Annotated in this window: 12 protein-coding genes and 1 tRNA gene; 3 read left to right on the top strand and 10 right to left on the bottom strand. The window is 63.6% G+C overall.

The genetic code is table 11. The features are described from left to right. Positions 1-453, bottom strand: a 453-nt coding sequence (locus AC58EF_RS22235; RefSeq protein WP_497278696.1) for a ParB/Srx family N-terminal domain-containing protein, incomplete at its 3' end; no start/stop codon positions are given. Positions 454-1,204: 751 nt separating this feature from the next. Here AC58EF_RS22235 and AC58EF_RS22230 point away from each other — a divergent pair. Together AC58EF_RS22230 and AC58EF_RS22225 are read left to right on the top strand one after the other, a co-directional pair. Further along, on the top strand, positions 1,205-1,960 hold the full coding sequence (locus tag AC58EF_RS22230; RefSeq protein ID WP_026109030.1) for a nucleotidyltransferase domain-containing protein: 756 nt from the start codon (positions 1,205-1,207) through the stop codon (positions 1,958-1,960). Then, positions 1,957-2,676, top strand: coding sequence for a DUF6602 domain-containing protein (locus tag AC58EF_RS22225; RefSeq protein WP_017500488.1), 720 nt, complete (start codon positions 1,957-1,959; stop codon positions 2,674-2,676). Before AC58EF_RS22230 ends, AC58EF_RS22225 begins: the two co-directional genes overlap by 4 nt. Before the next feature lie 3 nt (positions 2,677-2,679). On the opposite strand, the gene AC58EF_RS22220 is transcribed toward AC58EF_RS22225, so the two are convergent. From AC58EF_RS22220 to AC58EF_RS22180, 9 genes are all read right to left on the bottom strand, one after another. Further along, complete coding sequence (locus tag AC58EF_RS22220) at positions 2,680-5,142, bottom strand: S8 family peptidase (RefSeq protein ID WP_026109029.1); 2,463 nt, start codon at positions 5,140-5,142, stop codon at positions 2,680-2,682. A 13-nt stretch (positions 5,143-5,155) separates the two neighbouring features. Next, positions 5,156-5,998, bottom strand: coding sequence for an AAA family ATPase (locus AC58EF_RS22215; RefSeq protein ID WP_497278694.1), 843 nt, complete (start codon positions 5,996-5,998; stop codon positions 5,156-5,158). A gap of 539 nt (positions 5,999-6,537) precedes the next feature. Then, positions 6,538-6,614: transfer RNA gene (locus tag AC58EF_RS22210), tRNA-Arg, on the bottom strand. Positions 6,615-6,897: 283 nt separating this feature from the next. Further along, complete coding sequence (locus AC58EF_RS22205) at positions 6,898-7,284, bottom strand: hypothetical protein (protein WP_497278698.1); 387 nt, start codon at positions 7,282-7,284, stop codon at positions 6,898-6,900. Positions 7,285-7,385: 101 nt separating this feature from the next. Beyond that, the gene (nth, locus tag AC58EF_RS22200; protein WP_497278693.1) at positions 7,386-8,033 is read right to left on the bottom strand and encodes an endonuclease III; all 648 of its coding nucleotides are present in this window, start codon (positions 8,031-8,033) and stop codon (positions 7,386-7,388) included. Between the two features lie 3 nt (positions 8,034-8,036). Then, a complete protein-coding gene (gene dapB, locus AC58EF_RS22195; protein WP_497278692.1) occupies positions 8,037-8,801 on the bottom strand; it encodes a 4-hydroxy-tetrahydrodipicolinate reductase in 765 nt (254 codons plus the stop codon). Between the two features lie 79 nt (positions 8,802-8,880). Then, a complete protein-coding gene (gene moaB, locus AC58EF_RS22190; RefSeq protein WP_497278690.1) occupies positions 8,881-9,408 on the bottom strand; it encodes a molybdenum cofactor biosynthesis protein B in 528 nt (175 codons plus the stop codon). Beyond that, a complete protein-coding gene (locus tag AC58EF_RS22185; protein ID WP_497278689.1) occupies positions 9,408-11,195 on the bottom strand; it encodes a lytic transglycosylase domain-containing protein in 1,788 nt (595 codons plus the stop codon). Before AC58EF_RS22185 ends, moaB begins: the two co-directional genes overlap by 1 nt. Next, positions 11,192-11,926 (bottom strand): uracil-DNA glycosylase family protein, encoded by a 735-nt coding sequence (locus AC58EF_RS22180; RefSeq protein WP_497278687.1) that lies wholly within the window; start codon positions 11,924-11,926, stop codon positions 11,192-11,194. Before AC58EF_RS22180 ends, AC58EF_RS22185 begins: the two co-directional genes overlap by 4 nt. Positions 11,927-12,053: 127 nt before the next feature. Between AC58EF_RS22180 and AC58EF_RS22175 the strand changes: the two genes are divergently transcribed. After that, a complete protein-coding gene (locus AC58EF_RS22175) occupies positions 12,054-13,706 on the top strand; it encodes an electron transfer flavoprotein-ubiquinone oxidoreductase (protein WP_497278685.1) in 1,653 nt (550 codons plus the stop codon).

The following is a 13,706-nucleotide window of genomic DNA, read 5'->3' as shown; positions in this document are numbered from 1 at the left end:
GCTGCGGGCGGCCTGGAACAAGCACACTGCTCTGTAATCTTTCCTATCGAAGGACACTCTGGAAACATGACCTAAAAGCTGCTCCCGATTGTAGTTCTCATCCAAGCTCACCTCGGCCGGATCGTTCTCGGTGTCGAGCCAGCAGCGGACAAGGTGGTTCTTCCTGATCTCCTTGCGCTTGGCGCGCAGCAGATAGGCGAGCCTGCGCCCTTCGCCAGCGGTGACGAGATAGCAGCCGGTCGGCTTGCCGTTCTTCACCTCCGGCTCGACGACGAGGTTCTGATAAAGCCCCTTGGCCGCGACGGACGCGGCGAGCGCTGCAATGAACTCGTCGGTATGCGGCACCTTGCGGACGTTCTTCGGGGACTTCTTGAGCTTGTTCAGGGGGACGAACACGGTCTGACCGTCTTGCGCGCTCTGCTCGGTCGCCACGGTTTCGATGGTATTGGTCATTTCCTTACTCCTTGGGCTTAGGTTTCCGCGCAGCGGAAGCGCCGCGCTGAAACCCTGCCCGTCGGCGAGACCGGGGGTGCAAACGGAGGGACGGCTTCGCGGGGAACCGGCTGCACGGAGCGAAGCGGAGGAAGCTGGGCGGAAGACGTTCCGAAGTGCGCCAGGGGCGGAGTCCCAAGCTCCGCGCCGCTCGCGGCGCCACAAACGACGCACCCTTGCGGCGGACGGCCGGCGCGGCGGCGTGCGCGCGGGCCTGGGGGCCAGCCGTCGCCGCGCCCTCCGGCCAGAGCAAGTGTGCAAACGCGGGCAGATAAAAACGCGCGACCCCTGCGCGGCTTCAGCCGCCAGTGTGCGCTCCCTAGATCCCCGCGTGCTATCTGGGGCGTTGCGGGGTGTCCCCGCTCGAAGGGGTCCGGCGAGACCTGTCAGGGACTCGACGGTAGGGGAAGGCTTTCCCCCTCAAACCGTTTGGGATGAAGACGGAAACAGCACGATCCGCACGCTGGAAGCGCGTTGCGAAGGCTTCAGGCTGTGGCTAGAAATAAAGTGCCCCGGCGGTATGCAAAGCAGGGACCACCGGGGGATACGGGCTCCATGTAGTCGATCCTGGCGGAAAAATCGAGGAGCACGCGGCCCGCGTCATGGGATTGCAGCCGATTGGCCGCGACGGACCCCGTCAAGCGACGCCATACCTATTCTTGCCGTTGCATCGGTGCTTCCGGGAGAAAGATTGCAGCGCTAGGCATATGTGATGAGCAGCGCCTACTTAAACGCGATTCTGGCTAGGGAGGCCGTTGATACCAGCGCGTTCTCACCTGTTCGGCAGGTCCAGACAATAATCGCGCCTGTGCTTCAGCAATGGGCAAACCGTTTCTTACTGTCGATTTCTCCGAGCGGCTCGTTTGCCAAAGGCACGGCCAACCGAAGCGGCACTGACATCGACCTTTTCATTTCGCTGCACGAAGACACGCCCGAGACTTTGAAGGATATTTACGGCTCGCTCTTCAACGCCATTGCAGGCGCCGGCTATGTGCCAAAGCGGCAGAATGCGTCGATCAACGCGACGATCGGCGGCTTCGATGTCGATCTCGTCCCCGGCAAGCGGCAGTCCGCCTGGACGACGGATCACAGCCTCTACCGGCGCACGGCCGATACCTGGACGAAGACAAATGTGACGACACATATCAACACCGTCGTCATGGCGGGCCATCAGCGCGAGTCGCGGCTCCTGAAACTGTGGCGCAACCAGAAGCGGCTCGAATTCCCATCTTTCTATCTTGAGCTGACCGTGATCGCAGCCTTGAGCGGGAGGACATCGCCTGACTTGGCGGAGAATGTCGTGACGGTGCTGGAGTATCTCAGGGACAAGTTCACTGCAGCACGGGTGATCGATCCCGCCAATGGAAACAATGTCATATCGGATGATCTCACCGGCACGGAGAAGCAAGCGGTGCGGCGGTTGGCGGAAGCTGCGCTGGGCGGCAATTGGAGCGGCTTCGTGCAATGACCGAATGGTCCCTCAAAACTTTGCTGCAAAGCCTGCACGACGAGATCGAAGCGAAGCTGGGCATCGCGCGCGGCAGCTTCGGTCACGGCGGAACGAAGGGTGACGCCAGCGAAGCTGTGTGGCTGGAGCTATTGCAGGGCTATTTGCCCGAACGGTATCGCGCTGCCGGCGCACATGTGGTCGACAGCAAGGGCGCCTTCAGCCACCAGATCGATATCGTCATCTTCGATCGCCAATATTCGCCCTTTATCTTCAATTTCAAAGATCAGTTCATCGTACCGGCAGAGAGCGTCTATGCTGTGTTCGAGACCAAGCAGGCGATCAATGCGCAGCATGTCGCCTATGCGGCGGACAAGGTGGCCAGCGTTCGCGCACTCCATCGGACGAGCCTGCCGATACCGCACGCGGGCGGCATCTACGATCCGCGACCATTGCCGGCCATTATCGGCGGACTGCTCACGTTCGAGAGCGAATGGAATCCACCGCTCGGCCAGCCGCTGACCGATGCGCTCGCAGCGCTCGATGGGCAGCACCGCCTCGATATCGGATGCGTCGCAGCGCACGGAGTGTTCGGCTGCGACACGGACGGTTGCTCGCAGGCGCAGGTCGGCGTGCGAGCGGCGACGCGGTTCCTGCTCGACCTCATCTCCCGCCTTCAGGCGAGCGCGACCGTCCCGATGATCGACGTGGGCGCTTATGCCGCTTGGCTCGACTGACCGCTAAGCCGCCGGGATCGGGACCGCGATCTGATTGGCGATGGCGGTATAGAGGTCGATGTCGGCCTCGGGCGCGCGGATCGACACACACAATGCGTAGCGGGCGGAACGATCCCAGCGCTGGAGCGAAGGCTTCTCCTTCCACCATCCGCTGACGGGGAAGACTCCGATCGCGTCGCGCTCGGCGAGGGCGGCCGCGCTGCCACGCCAAATGTCGCTATGGATCGAACCGCGGTCACGGATCGTACCCAGAACCCAGGAGTCACCGCCCGCGGCAGCGCCGACAGCGCCAGCCTCTTCGTCCTGAGCCGCCTTGTTGATCCGCTGCCGGAACGCTTCCAAGCCTTCGAGCGACCGCTTCACCGCAAAGCGGAGATTGTGCGAAGCGTAGCGGTGGCGCCGCGTCCAGCCCCGTTCACCGGGATTGGGCTCAACGAAATAGGACAGGGTGATCCGCAGCTCCACATCGAGATCGCCAAGCGCAGCCAGTTCGGCGCGCGGCCAGGGCAGTCGATGCAGATTCATATCGCGTGTTTTGATCGTCGAGCCGTCCTTGCGGAATGGCAACAGGGCGTCCTCGACCATCAAAGTCGCGTCGTTGGACGCGCTCATCAGCGCCCGGCCAAGGTCAGGCACGCCCCAGCCGTAGCGGCGTAGCATGGCCAGCTTCTGAGCTTGCGAGCCGGCCGCGTCGAAGCGCTGGCGCATCGCCGGCGTCCATTCGGCGGAATGGACAATGAGCGCGCGCACCGTTTCCGGCCAGAGTGTCGGACGGGCTGCGATAACGCCGGCGGCGAGGTTCGCGCCGAGCGCGGCAGCGCCGCTAGTGTCGCCGAACGCTTCGAACAGGCGCATGTTGGGACGATAGTGGGTCGTGAGGAGTTGGAGGTCGTCGATCGCCGAGGCCGGGTTGGCACCGTCATGCGCGAAGTTGCCGCCTTCGAACACGACATCCGGACGGATCGGCCATTGCCGATCCCAGATGGCCGACGTTCGGCTTGCCGGCGAGAGGTCGCCGGCCGGGGCGACGGGCGTCCATCCGTCATAGTCGGGATGGGTGATCGTGATCTTGTCGGTGCTGGCCCCGACGACGAGCGGATTCCAAGCCTGCGCCGGGCTTTCGACCTCTTCGAGGTCGTTGCGGTCAGGATAGTCGGCCGGATTGATGTCGCCGCGAAGATTGCCCGCCGCTAGGACCATCAGGCGTCGCCTGTCACCGCCGCCATAGCAGAGCTGATCCATTGACGAGGACCAGGAGGACGGCCGGCCCCGGCGCAAGCCGACGTCGCTGGTCACGGCCATGCAGAACACGCGCCGGCGACGGGGAGCATGGTCTTCGGCACGAGCGATACCGGTGGCCGTGATCGCTCCGTAAAGTCGCGGCTCGTTCTGCCCGGTTGGCGGCAGGATCTTCACCGTTTCGAGGCGATGACCAAGTGCGACCGGCTCGCCGTGGGAAAGCGCCGCTTCGAGATCGCCATAAAGCGCGACGCCAGCCATCGACGTGCCGTGACCATTCCAGAAGGCGCTGTCGCCGACGCCCCAGTCACCGTCGTAGCTATGCTGATCGGCAGGATCGAGGCCCGGCGCGAGCAGGGGGTGGGCCTGGGTCGCTCCGCTGTCCAGTATGCAGACTGCCGGTGCCAAGGGGGGCGGCGGTGCGATCCGATCAGCCAAGTCGTTCGCCCAAGCGGCCTGATCGACCGTGCGCATTTCGAGAAAGAGGGATGGAGTGTCCTTGGCGAGACGCAGTTCAGCCACGGCGTCGGAATTGCGTATCAGCCGATCCATCGTCGCTTCATCGGCGAGCGCCAACGCGACATCGCGCTCGGGAAAGCTGATGACGTGCTCCTTGATCGCGACATCGAGCTTGGCGGCGACAGACTGGAAGATCGCGAGACCGCCATCCCGAAGCCAGACTTCCCACCACACCTGACGGCCGTCGGCGGGAAAGTGCTGCGCTTCATCGGTAAATAGCGAGCGTGCGACCGCGACCCTGATGTCGTCGATCCGAGCGATCAGGGCCTCGTTCTTGGGCTTGCCGGTGCGCGTCTCCTCATCGCGATAGGCTTCGATCTTCTTGACGAAGAAATCGGCAGCAGCTTCCGGAACGAATACAGTGGCCGAGACCATCTCGTCGCCCTCCGCCGTAGGTCGAACCGCTACCAGCTCGATAGCCTTGGGCTTATTCTCCAAGGCTTCGACTGCGGCGCGCTCGGCTACGGGGATATCGAACTCCAGATAGAAGCCTGGCTTGCCCTCGGCGACGCCGTCTTCCCGCTCTGCGAGCCGTTGGCGGCCGGCGGCGAGCGCCGTTCCGATTGCCTGTTCCAACCGTGCAGCGTGCGCGGCACGCGCCCGCGCCGGAGGGAGGCCGCTGATGACCAGGCGGGGTGACGTGTACGCCTCGCTTTGGCCGCCGCCTTCGACGTGGAAATGGGGGCGGTCGCGGGGAGGTACAGCCATCGGGCCTCGTTGCTTAGAGGATGGCCGCGCGCCGCTCCGTCAGAGCGGTCAGCAGCGTCGCGGTCGTCACGCCATCGTGGCCATCCAGCACCGCGACTTTTGCCGCCTCGTCGGCAGCTCTGGCGACTTCGGCTTGGGAGAGATGGGCGGCGGATTCGAGAACAGGCGCCCATTCGATCGGCTTGAGATCGAAGGTCGCGAGCCGGGCTTCGAGGATGCCCTGCACAACCGAGGGATCAGGAAGATCGTAGCTGATGACATCGTCGAACCGTCGATAGAGCGCCTTGTCGAGCAATTCGGGGTGATTGGTCGCGGCAACGATGAGGCTCGGGCCATCGTCATTTTCGAGAAACTGGAGGAAGGAATTGAGCACCCGGCGAATTTCCCCAACGTCGTTCGGCCCGGCCCGTTGCGCGCCGATCGCGTCGAACTCGTCGAAGAAGTATACACCGCGCTGCATGGCAACGGCGTCGAAGACAAGCCGAAGCCGTGTGGCGGTCTCGCCCATGAGCTTGCCGATCAATCCATCGTAAAGAACCGTGAAAAGGGGCAGCTTCAACTCACCGGCCAAGGCGGCGGCGGTCATTGTCTTGCCTGCGCCAGGAGGGCCGACAAGCAAGAGCTTGCGGCGCGGGGCGAGCCCCCGCGCGCGGAGCCGCTCCTGCTGGCGCTGTTCCCGAAGGACGCGCGCAAGCCGCTCATCAAGTTCGGGCTTGAGCACCATGCTGGACAGCCGGACATCGGAATAGCGGGCTTCCAGAAGCCCTGCGAGTTCGCCCTTCGGCTGCGCCAACGGCACGGGGCCGGCTCCGCGCCGCGCCACCGTCGCGCTTTTGCCCTTGGCGGCATCGACCAACTCGCGCAGTTCCTGCGCGAGCTTCCCATGACCCTGCCTCGCCTCGTGCGCGGCTAGTTGCGTCGCCACGGAGAGGAAGCGGTCCTCATCCCCGTCTATATGGCTTTGCAGCAGTGCAACGATGTGGCGCGCGGTTGTCATAGGTCAGTTCAATGTTCCGGCCTCGGGTTGGAGAACTTTTCGGGAATCTAGCGTCGGTGATTCGCTGTGTAACGCGAATTCGTACAAGGGGTCGTTACTGCCCTCTCTGCCCTTCGCCAACACAGCATTTAGCCGGCGTCGATGGTCCGCTTGGCCGGCCGCAATCCGCGGGGTCTCGATTGCCGATGACCATGCGTTTCATCCAGCCCGGAATTAGGACGCCCCCATCGGATCATCACAGCCGCGAAAGGGCGTGGTGAGTTCGGTTCGACAAGTTTTCCGCGGAAATGCAGGGGCTTCGCGTCGCGCCGCCGCCAGCGTGGTGAGTTTTGGACTTCGAGAGGCGGCGCACCAAGGCTGCTGCGACAGTCTTAACTCACTGATTTCATTGGGAGTTTTGGCGCACCCAAGAGGATTCGAACCTCTGGCCTTCGCCTTCGGAGGGCGACGCTCTATCCAGCTGAGCTATGGGTGCGTATGGCTTGGAGCCGTAAGATTTGCGCCGGGGTAGGTCAATCCGCGATCGAATCCGACAGTCCGAGCGCGGTGAGAATTTGGTGAGTTTTTTCGTCCGTCCTTTCTTCCGTCCTCCTAAACCCTCGTAAATACTGTATAAAATCGCTGCTCTCGCGTTGGACGCGAGCCTTCGGAGGGCAACGCTCTATCCAGCTGAGCTATGGGTGCGTGACGCTGGTCAGAAGGGGCGGTTAGCAAAGTCCATCCGGCTGCGCCAGCACCAAAATCATCTCTCGATGATCTTATTTCGCCGCTTTTTCCATCGGCTGGAATTTGCCCAGGCCGCAGCTTGCGCCTGGTTGCAAGCCAGGGCCGGCATTCCAGAGGACGGTGATGATATCGACCGAGCAAAGCTGGGCCAGGCTCGTCCGGTATGAGAAGCGCTTTTCGAAACCCAGGCTGGGGCAACTGTTGGGCAGGGTGTTGCGGTAGATTTTCCGGCCGTTCATGACGAAATCGATGGTCCGGTCGTCGCGCACATTGGTTGACTGGATCGACCTGATCGGAATGCAATCGATCGCTTTCCCTTTGGTCACATAAGGATCGGGGGTATTCTTGGCGATGGCGGGTGCCACGGCACAAGTCAGTGCGATGCCCAGGGCCAGGTGGACGGAGCGACGGATGGACATGGTTTCTCTCCTCATATTGTGCCGATTCGACGGCACGGAGCGCTGATTTCCGTCGCTTTCCTAGCACGAAAGGGCTGAACCGCGTGATAACGGAGGCCGTTTCAGGCGGATTTGGGCGCGGGAGTTTTGGGTTTGTAGCGGCATAGGTCCGTTACGATGCAGCGCCAGCATTCGGGGCGGCGCGCCTTGCAGACATAGCGGCCGTGCAGGATCAGCCAATGATGCGCGTCGCGCCGAAACGGTCCCGGCACGCGCTTGTCCAGCTTCTGTTCGACCGCCAGCACGGTCTTGCCGGGCGCAAGGCCGGTCCGGTTGCCGACGCGGAAGATATGGGTGTCGACCGCGAAAGCTTCCTGCCCGAAGGCCGTATTCACAACGACATTGGCGGTCTTGCGCCCGACGCCGGGCAGGGTGGTCAATGTGTCGCGGTCCTGCGGCACCGCTCCGTCAAAGTCGCGGACCAGGATTTCGGAGAGGGCGATGACATTCTTCGCCTTGGCATTGAACAGGCCGATCGTCTTGATATGCTGCTTTAGGCCTTCCTCGCCCAGATCGACCATCTGCTGGGGCGTTTCGACCTCTCGAAAGAGGGCGCGGGTGGCCTTGTTGACGCCGACATCGGTCGCCTGGGCCGACAGCACGACCGCGACCAGCAATTGATAGTCGTTGCCATATTCCAGTTCGGTGCGCGGGGCGGGGTTGGCCTCCGCCAGCCGGCTGAAAAAGTCGAATATCTGGGCCTTGTTCATGCGTCAGAGCCCCAGCACACCCTTCATGTCGTAACGACCCGCGCCCTGGCGCAGCAGCCATTGCGCGCCCCTGATCGCGCCGCGCGCGAAGATGGTGCGGTTTTCGGCGCGATGGCCCAGTTCGATCCGTTCGCCCTCGGCCGCGAAAATGACCTGATGATCGCCCGCGACCGATCCGCCGCGCAGGGCTGCAAAGCCGATCGCGCCCTTCGCCCGCGCGCCGGTGATGCCGTCGCGTCCGCGCTCGCTCTTGTCGGCCAGCGCGATGCCCCGGCCGCGCGCCGCGGCTTCGCCCAGCAGCAGCGCGGTGCCCGACGGCGCGTCGACCTTGTGACGGTGGTGCATCTCGACGATTTCTATGTCCCAATCGTCGCTCAGCGCGGCGGCCGCCTTTTCCACCAGCGCGGCGAGCAGGTTGACGCCCAGCGAGGTATTGCCGGTCTGGAGCACGGGAATGACCTTCGCCGCCTCGTCGATCAGGGCGTGATGGACCGGTTCCAGCCCGGTGGTGCCGATCAGGATCGGCTTCTTCGCGGCGATACAGGCGTCGAGATGGGCGGAGAGGGCGCCGGGGACGGAAAAATCGATCAGGACATCGCTCGCTTGCGCCAGCGCCAGCGTATCGGTGGTGATGGCGATGCCCGGTGCGATTTCGCCGCTGCCGTGGCGATCCGTGCCGCCCGCTATGCCGATTCCGGCTTCCGCCGCCACGGTGGCGATGGCGTGGCCCATGCGGCCGGCTGCTCCGAAAATCCCGATGCTGGTCATGATGCTGCCTGTCCTGAAAGTCGTGGCAGGCGCGATGCCAGAGCGGGGCGACTTTGTCATCCCCGCGCGGACGTCATGGTCAGCGTTCGGTCAGGCGCGGCATCAGTTCGACGAAATTGCAGGGGCGGAAACGACTGTCCAATTGGGTGACGAGAATGCCGTCCCAGGCGTCCTTCACGGCGCCGGTCGAACCGGGCAGCGCGAAGATATAGGTGCCGCGCGCGACGCAGGCGGTGGCGCGCGACTGAATGGTGGACGTGCCGATGCTCTGATAGCTCAGCCAACGGAACAGCTCGCCGAAGCCGGGGATTTCCTTGTCTTGCACCTGGGCAAGCGCTTCAGGCGTCACATCGCGGCCGGTGACGCCGGTGCCGCCGGTGGTAAGGATCACGTCGATCTGCGGGTCGTCGATCCAGGCGTGCAGTCGCGCCACGATGGCGGATTTGTCGTCCTTCTCCACATGGCGCGCCGCCAGGATATGGCCTGCGCCCTCCAGCCGCTCCACCAGCGCGTCGCCTGATCGATCCTCGGCCAGGCCGCGCGTGTCGGAGACGGTGAGAAGCGCGATCCGGAGGGGAAGGAAGGTCCGGCTCTGGTCGATTGGCATCAGTCGGAACCGGCGCCCATGGAGGCGCGGCCATCGGCCTTGCTCAGGCGCACCAGCTTCACGCCCTTGGCGTTGGGGAAGGTCGGCCACATGCCCTGCGCCATGCCGGTCAGGCATTCGGCGGCACCCTTGGCCTGAAGCTGATACATCCAGTAATTGCGCATGACGATGTTCACGTAAGCGCGGGTTTCATAATAGGGCAGCGATTCCATGAAGAGCAGCGGGTCGCCCTTGTCATGGACTTGCGTGTTCCATCGCTCGACCGGCAGCGGACCCGCATTATAAGCCGCCATCACCTTGGGCAGCAGCCCGCCGGTGGCGCTCATGTCGCGCAGCGATTCCAGATAGCGCTGGCCATATTCCATGTTGGTCGATGGCACGAGCAGCTGGGCTGCCGATGTCATGCCGACATCGCCGGCCGTGCCCGGCCGCACCTGCATCAGGCCGCGCGCGCCGGCGCTGCTGACGGCATCGGTGCGGAAGCCGGATTCCTGCAATGTATGGGCAAAGATCAGCGAGGGATCGACGCGCCAGCCGCCGTCGGGCCGCCAGTCGGGCGCGGGGAAGCGGGCGAAGCTGGCGGGCTGGGTGCCGGCAGGGCCGTTATGGGCGAGATAAAGTTGGGTCGCGGGCAGGTTGAGCGCGCTGGCGAGGCGCAGCAGCGCATCATATTGATCGGTGCCGCCGATCTTCGCCTGATAGCGCAGCAACTCGTCGGCCCGACCCGTTTCCCCGATAGCAGAGAGGGCCACGGCGGCGCGGGCATTGGGGCTGTTCTTCAGCTTCTGCCATTCGAGCGCGCCGAAACGGCTGGCCATGGGGGCGCCGCCCAGCGGCATACCCAGCGATTCCTTGGCGAGCAGGCCGTAGAAAGTCTCGTTCGAGCGGGCGGCGAGCTTCAGATAATTTTCGACCTTTTCGGCCTCGCCGCACACCATATAGGCGCGCGACGCCCAATAGGCGCCGGCCGAGCGCATGTCTGCGTCGGTGGCGAGCGCGGCGACATTGGCGAAGGCGGGGGCGGCGGCGCGGCAATCATTCTGGCGCCAGGATGCAAGGCCGGCGGTCCAGTGCGCCTGCACCGTCCAGTCGCCGCCCGTGCGCGTTTCCAGTGCGCGCGCGGCCATGCGCCGCGCATTATTGTCGTCATTCTCGATATAATAGGCCCAGGCCACCCGCTGGCGCACCTCGGTCAGACCTTCCGGGGTCAAGCCAGCCTCGCCATTGGCGAGCAGCCCTTCGGCGCCGACCGGATCATCATTCTTGATGTAATTCTGGATCTGGCCCGATAATGCCTGCGCCAGCATGTCCGTCCTGGTCGCGGCGACATATTGGCGGCGCGGGGCCGACCCCAGCCAGACCATCTTCTGGATCTGCGGCAATGTCGGCAGAATCGTCGCGCCGCGTTTCTGCGCGAGGCGCGAAAGCTGGTCGGCCTTGGGCAGCCAGGGCGCCTTGTTGATGAGGTCGAGCAGGTCGAACAGTTCGACCCGGGGCGAATTGCGGGCGAGAAAAAGTTCGGACAGCGCCACCTGGCGCACCGCGTCGTGCGCGTCGAGCGTCTGGATCATCGCCTTGGCGTCGGTCCATTTCTCCGCACGCAGGGCGACGAAGATCGCATTGTAGCGCGCCTTGTCGCCGTCGCTGAGGTCAAGTGGCGCTTCATCCGATTTCATGATCGGCAGGTCGGAAAGAGTTTCGGTGGTTTCCGCGGCGGCCTGCGTTGCGGCTGCAATTCCCAGGGTCATCAGGACCAGGCAGGACAGGCGGGTCGCGGCACGAATCACGGACGGTCTTCCTCGATCAGGCTTTGCAGGCTGCGCCAGCATTCCGCCTTTGCCGCAGGCTGGCTCAGCAGCAGGCGCGGATGGAATGTGGCGACGGCGGGCACAATGCCGCCATCATGATTAAAATTGCGTAAACTATGCGCGGGCGCGGAAGCATCGGTCGGCAGCAGCGTCCGAATTGTCCGGTCGCCGAGCAGAAGCAGGCGCCGCGGCCGCGCCAGATGGACATGGGTGCGCATCCGCGCGGCGGCATTTGCGAGATCGGCTGCCTCGACCATGCCGCCGGGCGGCCGAGCAAAGAAGAGGGACGCGATATAGCACTGGGTCCGGTCGAACCCGATGGCGCGCAACATGGCGTCGAACAGGGCGCCGGCACGGTCGGCCAGCAATGCGCCCGCGTCGACATCGGCCGGATCGGGCATGTCGGTGACGATCATCAGTGGCGAATCGACAACGCCTACGGGATAGATGGGCGGCGTCGGCCAGCGCCTCTCGGGATGGTTCGATTCGCTTTCAAGCCAGCGATGAAAGGCTTGCAGATCCTGGGGCTTGGTGGTCGGCGCGACCCCCGGCGACTGAGCCGCTTGCGACATGAAAACCGCCGCGGACGGGGCGCGCAGCCAGTCGTGCGGCGTTTCCGCTACGACGCTCTCCACACCGGCCAGCTGCCACCACGCCAGATAGGCGTCGGCCGACAGAGCCGCATTGTCCTGCATTATTCCCCGCATCATAATCATCTAGGGCCAGAGGTTGACGATCGGGTCAAGCTGCTTCATCGCCTTCAATGGTAAAGTGTTGGAGTAGTGCGGCGGTTGGAAGCATGGGGTGCAGCCCACCAAACGCCCTGAGGAGGGATGAATGAGCGAACGGGAATCGATGCCCTATGACATCGTCATTGTCGGTGGGGGACCGGCCGGGCTGTCGGCGGCGATCCGGCTGAAACAACTGGCTAATGATGCCGGCCAGGAACTGGCGGTATGCGTGCTGGAGAAGGGGTCGGAAATCGGCGCCCATATCCTGTCGGGCGCGGTGATCGATCCGAAGGCGCTGGACGAATTGTTGCCGGAATGGCGCGAGATGGGCTGTTCGCTGGCGGAAGTGCCCGTCACCGACAATCAGCACTGGTTCCTGACCAAAACCGGCAAAATGGCGATCCCGCACATCATGACGCCGGGCTGGATGCATAATAAGGGCACCTATACCGGGTCGCTGGGCAATCTGTGCCGCTGGCTGGCCGAGCAGGCCGAGGGGCTGGGTGTGGAGATCTTCCCCGGCTTCGCGGCCGCGGAAATCCTCTATAATGAGGATGGCAGCGTAAAGGGCGTCGCCACCGGCGACATGGGCATCAGCCGCGATGGCGAGAAAAAGGCCGACTATCAGCCTGGGCTGGAACTCCACGCCAAATATACTTTCTTCGCCGAAGGCGCGCGCGGCCATCTGACCAAGATATTGAAGCGCCAGTTCGCGCTCGACGCCGACTGCGAGCCGCAGGTCTATGGCCTGGGCATGAAGGAATTGTGGGACATCGATCCCGCCAAGCACAAGCCGGGCCTGGTCCTCCATACCCAGGGCTGGCCGCTGACCGATGCCTATGGCGGCGGCTTCCTCTATCACCAGGCCAATGGTCAGGTGGCTTTGGGCTTCGTCGTGGGACTGGGCTATCGCAACCCGCACCTCTACCCGTTCGAGGAATTCCAGCGTTGGAAGCAGCACCCGGAAATCCGCAAGTTCTTGGAGGGCGGACGCCGCGTTTCCTATGGCGCGCGCGCGATCAACGAGGGCGGCTGGCAGTCCATCCCCAAGCTGGTCTTCCCCGGCGGCGCGCTGATCGGCTGTTCGGCCGGTTTCGTCAACGTGCCCCGGATCAAGGGCACGCATACGGCGATGAAGTCGGGTATGTTGGCGGCCGAGGCCGCGTTCGAGGCGATCCAGAATGAGCGCGCCCGCGACGTGCTGGACGATTATGAGGTTCGTCTGCGTTCCAGCTGGATCGCGACCGAATTGCAGCTGGTGAAAAATGCCGAACCGATGCTGGCCAAGTTCGGCAACACGATCGGCACGCTGCTGGCCGGGATCGACATGTGGATGCGCACGCTGAAGATCGGCCTGCCCTTCACGATGAAGCACAAGCCGGACAATGAGAAGATCTGGCGCAAGGAACAGTGCCGGAAGATCGACTATCCCAAGCCGGACAATGTGATCAGCTTCGATCGGCTTTCTTCGGTGTTCCTGTCGAACACCAATCATGAGGAGGATCAGCCGGTCCATCTGCAGCTGAAGGACCCATCAATTCCGATCAGCTACAATCTGCCCCTTTATGACGAGCCGGCGCAGCGTTATTGTCCGGCCGGCGTCTATGAGGTGGTCGGGCAGGACGAAGGCGATCCCCGCTTCCAGATCAACGCGCAGAATTGCGTCCACTGCAAGACGTGCGACATCAAGGACCCGACCCAGAATATCAACTGGGTCGTCCCTGAAGGCGGCGGAGGACCGAATTATCCCAATATGTAA

Source organism: Sphingobium sp. WR1, from assembly GCF_059693745.1.
Note: the sequence above shows the minus strand (reverse complement) of the source record. Positions and strands in the feature narration are given on the sequence as shown.

Bases quoted from the DNA above. Each gene is read 5' to 3' on its own strand.
- AC58EF_RS22230 (WP_026109030.1), top strand. From the start codon at position 1,205: ATGAGCAGCGCCTACTTAAACGCGATTCTGGCTAGGGAGGCCGTTGAT.
- AC58EF_RS22225 (WP_017500488.1), top strand. From the start codon at position 1,957: ATGACCGAATGGTCCCTCAAAACTTTGCTGCAAAGCCTGCACGACGAG.
- AC58EF_RS22220 (WP_026109029.1), bottom strand. From the start codon at position 5,142: ATGGCTGTACCTCCCCGCGACCGCCCCCATTTCCACGTCGAAGGCGGC.
- AC58EF_RS22205 (WP_497278698.1), bottom strand. From the start codon at position 7,284: ATGTCCATCCGTCGCTCCGTCCACCTGGCCCTGGGCATCGCACTGACT.
- nth (WP_497278693.1), bottom strand. From the start codon at position 8,033: ATGAACAAGGCCCAGATATTCGACTTTTTCAGCCGGCTGGCGGAGGCC.
- dapB (WP_497278692.1), bottom strand. From the start codon at position 8,801: ATGACCAGCATCGGGATTTTCGGAGCAGCCGGCCGCATGGGCCACGCC.
- moaB (WP_497278690.1), bottom strand. From the start codon at position 9,408: ATGCCAATCGACCAGAGCCGGACCTTCCTTCCCCTCCGGATCGCGCTT.
- AC58EF_RS22180 (WP_497278687.1), bottom strand. From the start codon at position 11,926: ATGATGCGGGGAATAATGCAGGACAATGCGGCTCTGTCGGCCGACGCC.
- AC58EF_RS22175 (WP_497278685.1), top strand. From the start codon at position 12,054: ATGAGCGAACGGGAATCGATGCCCTATGACATCGTCATTGTCGGTGGG.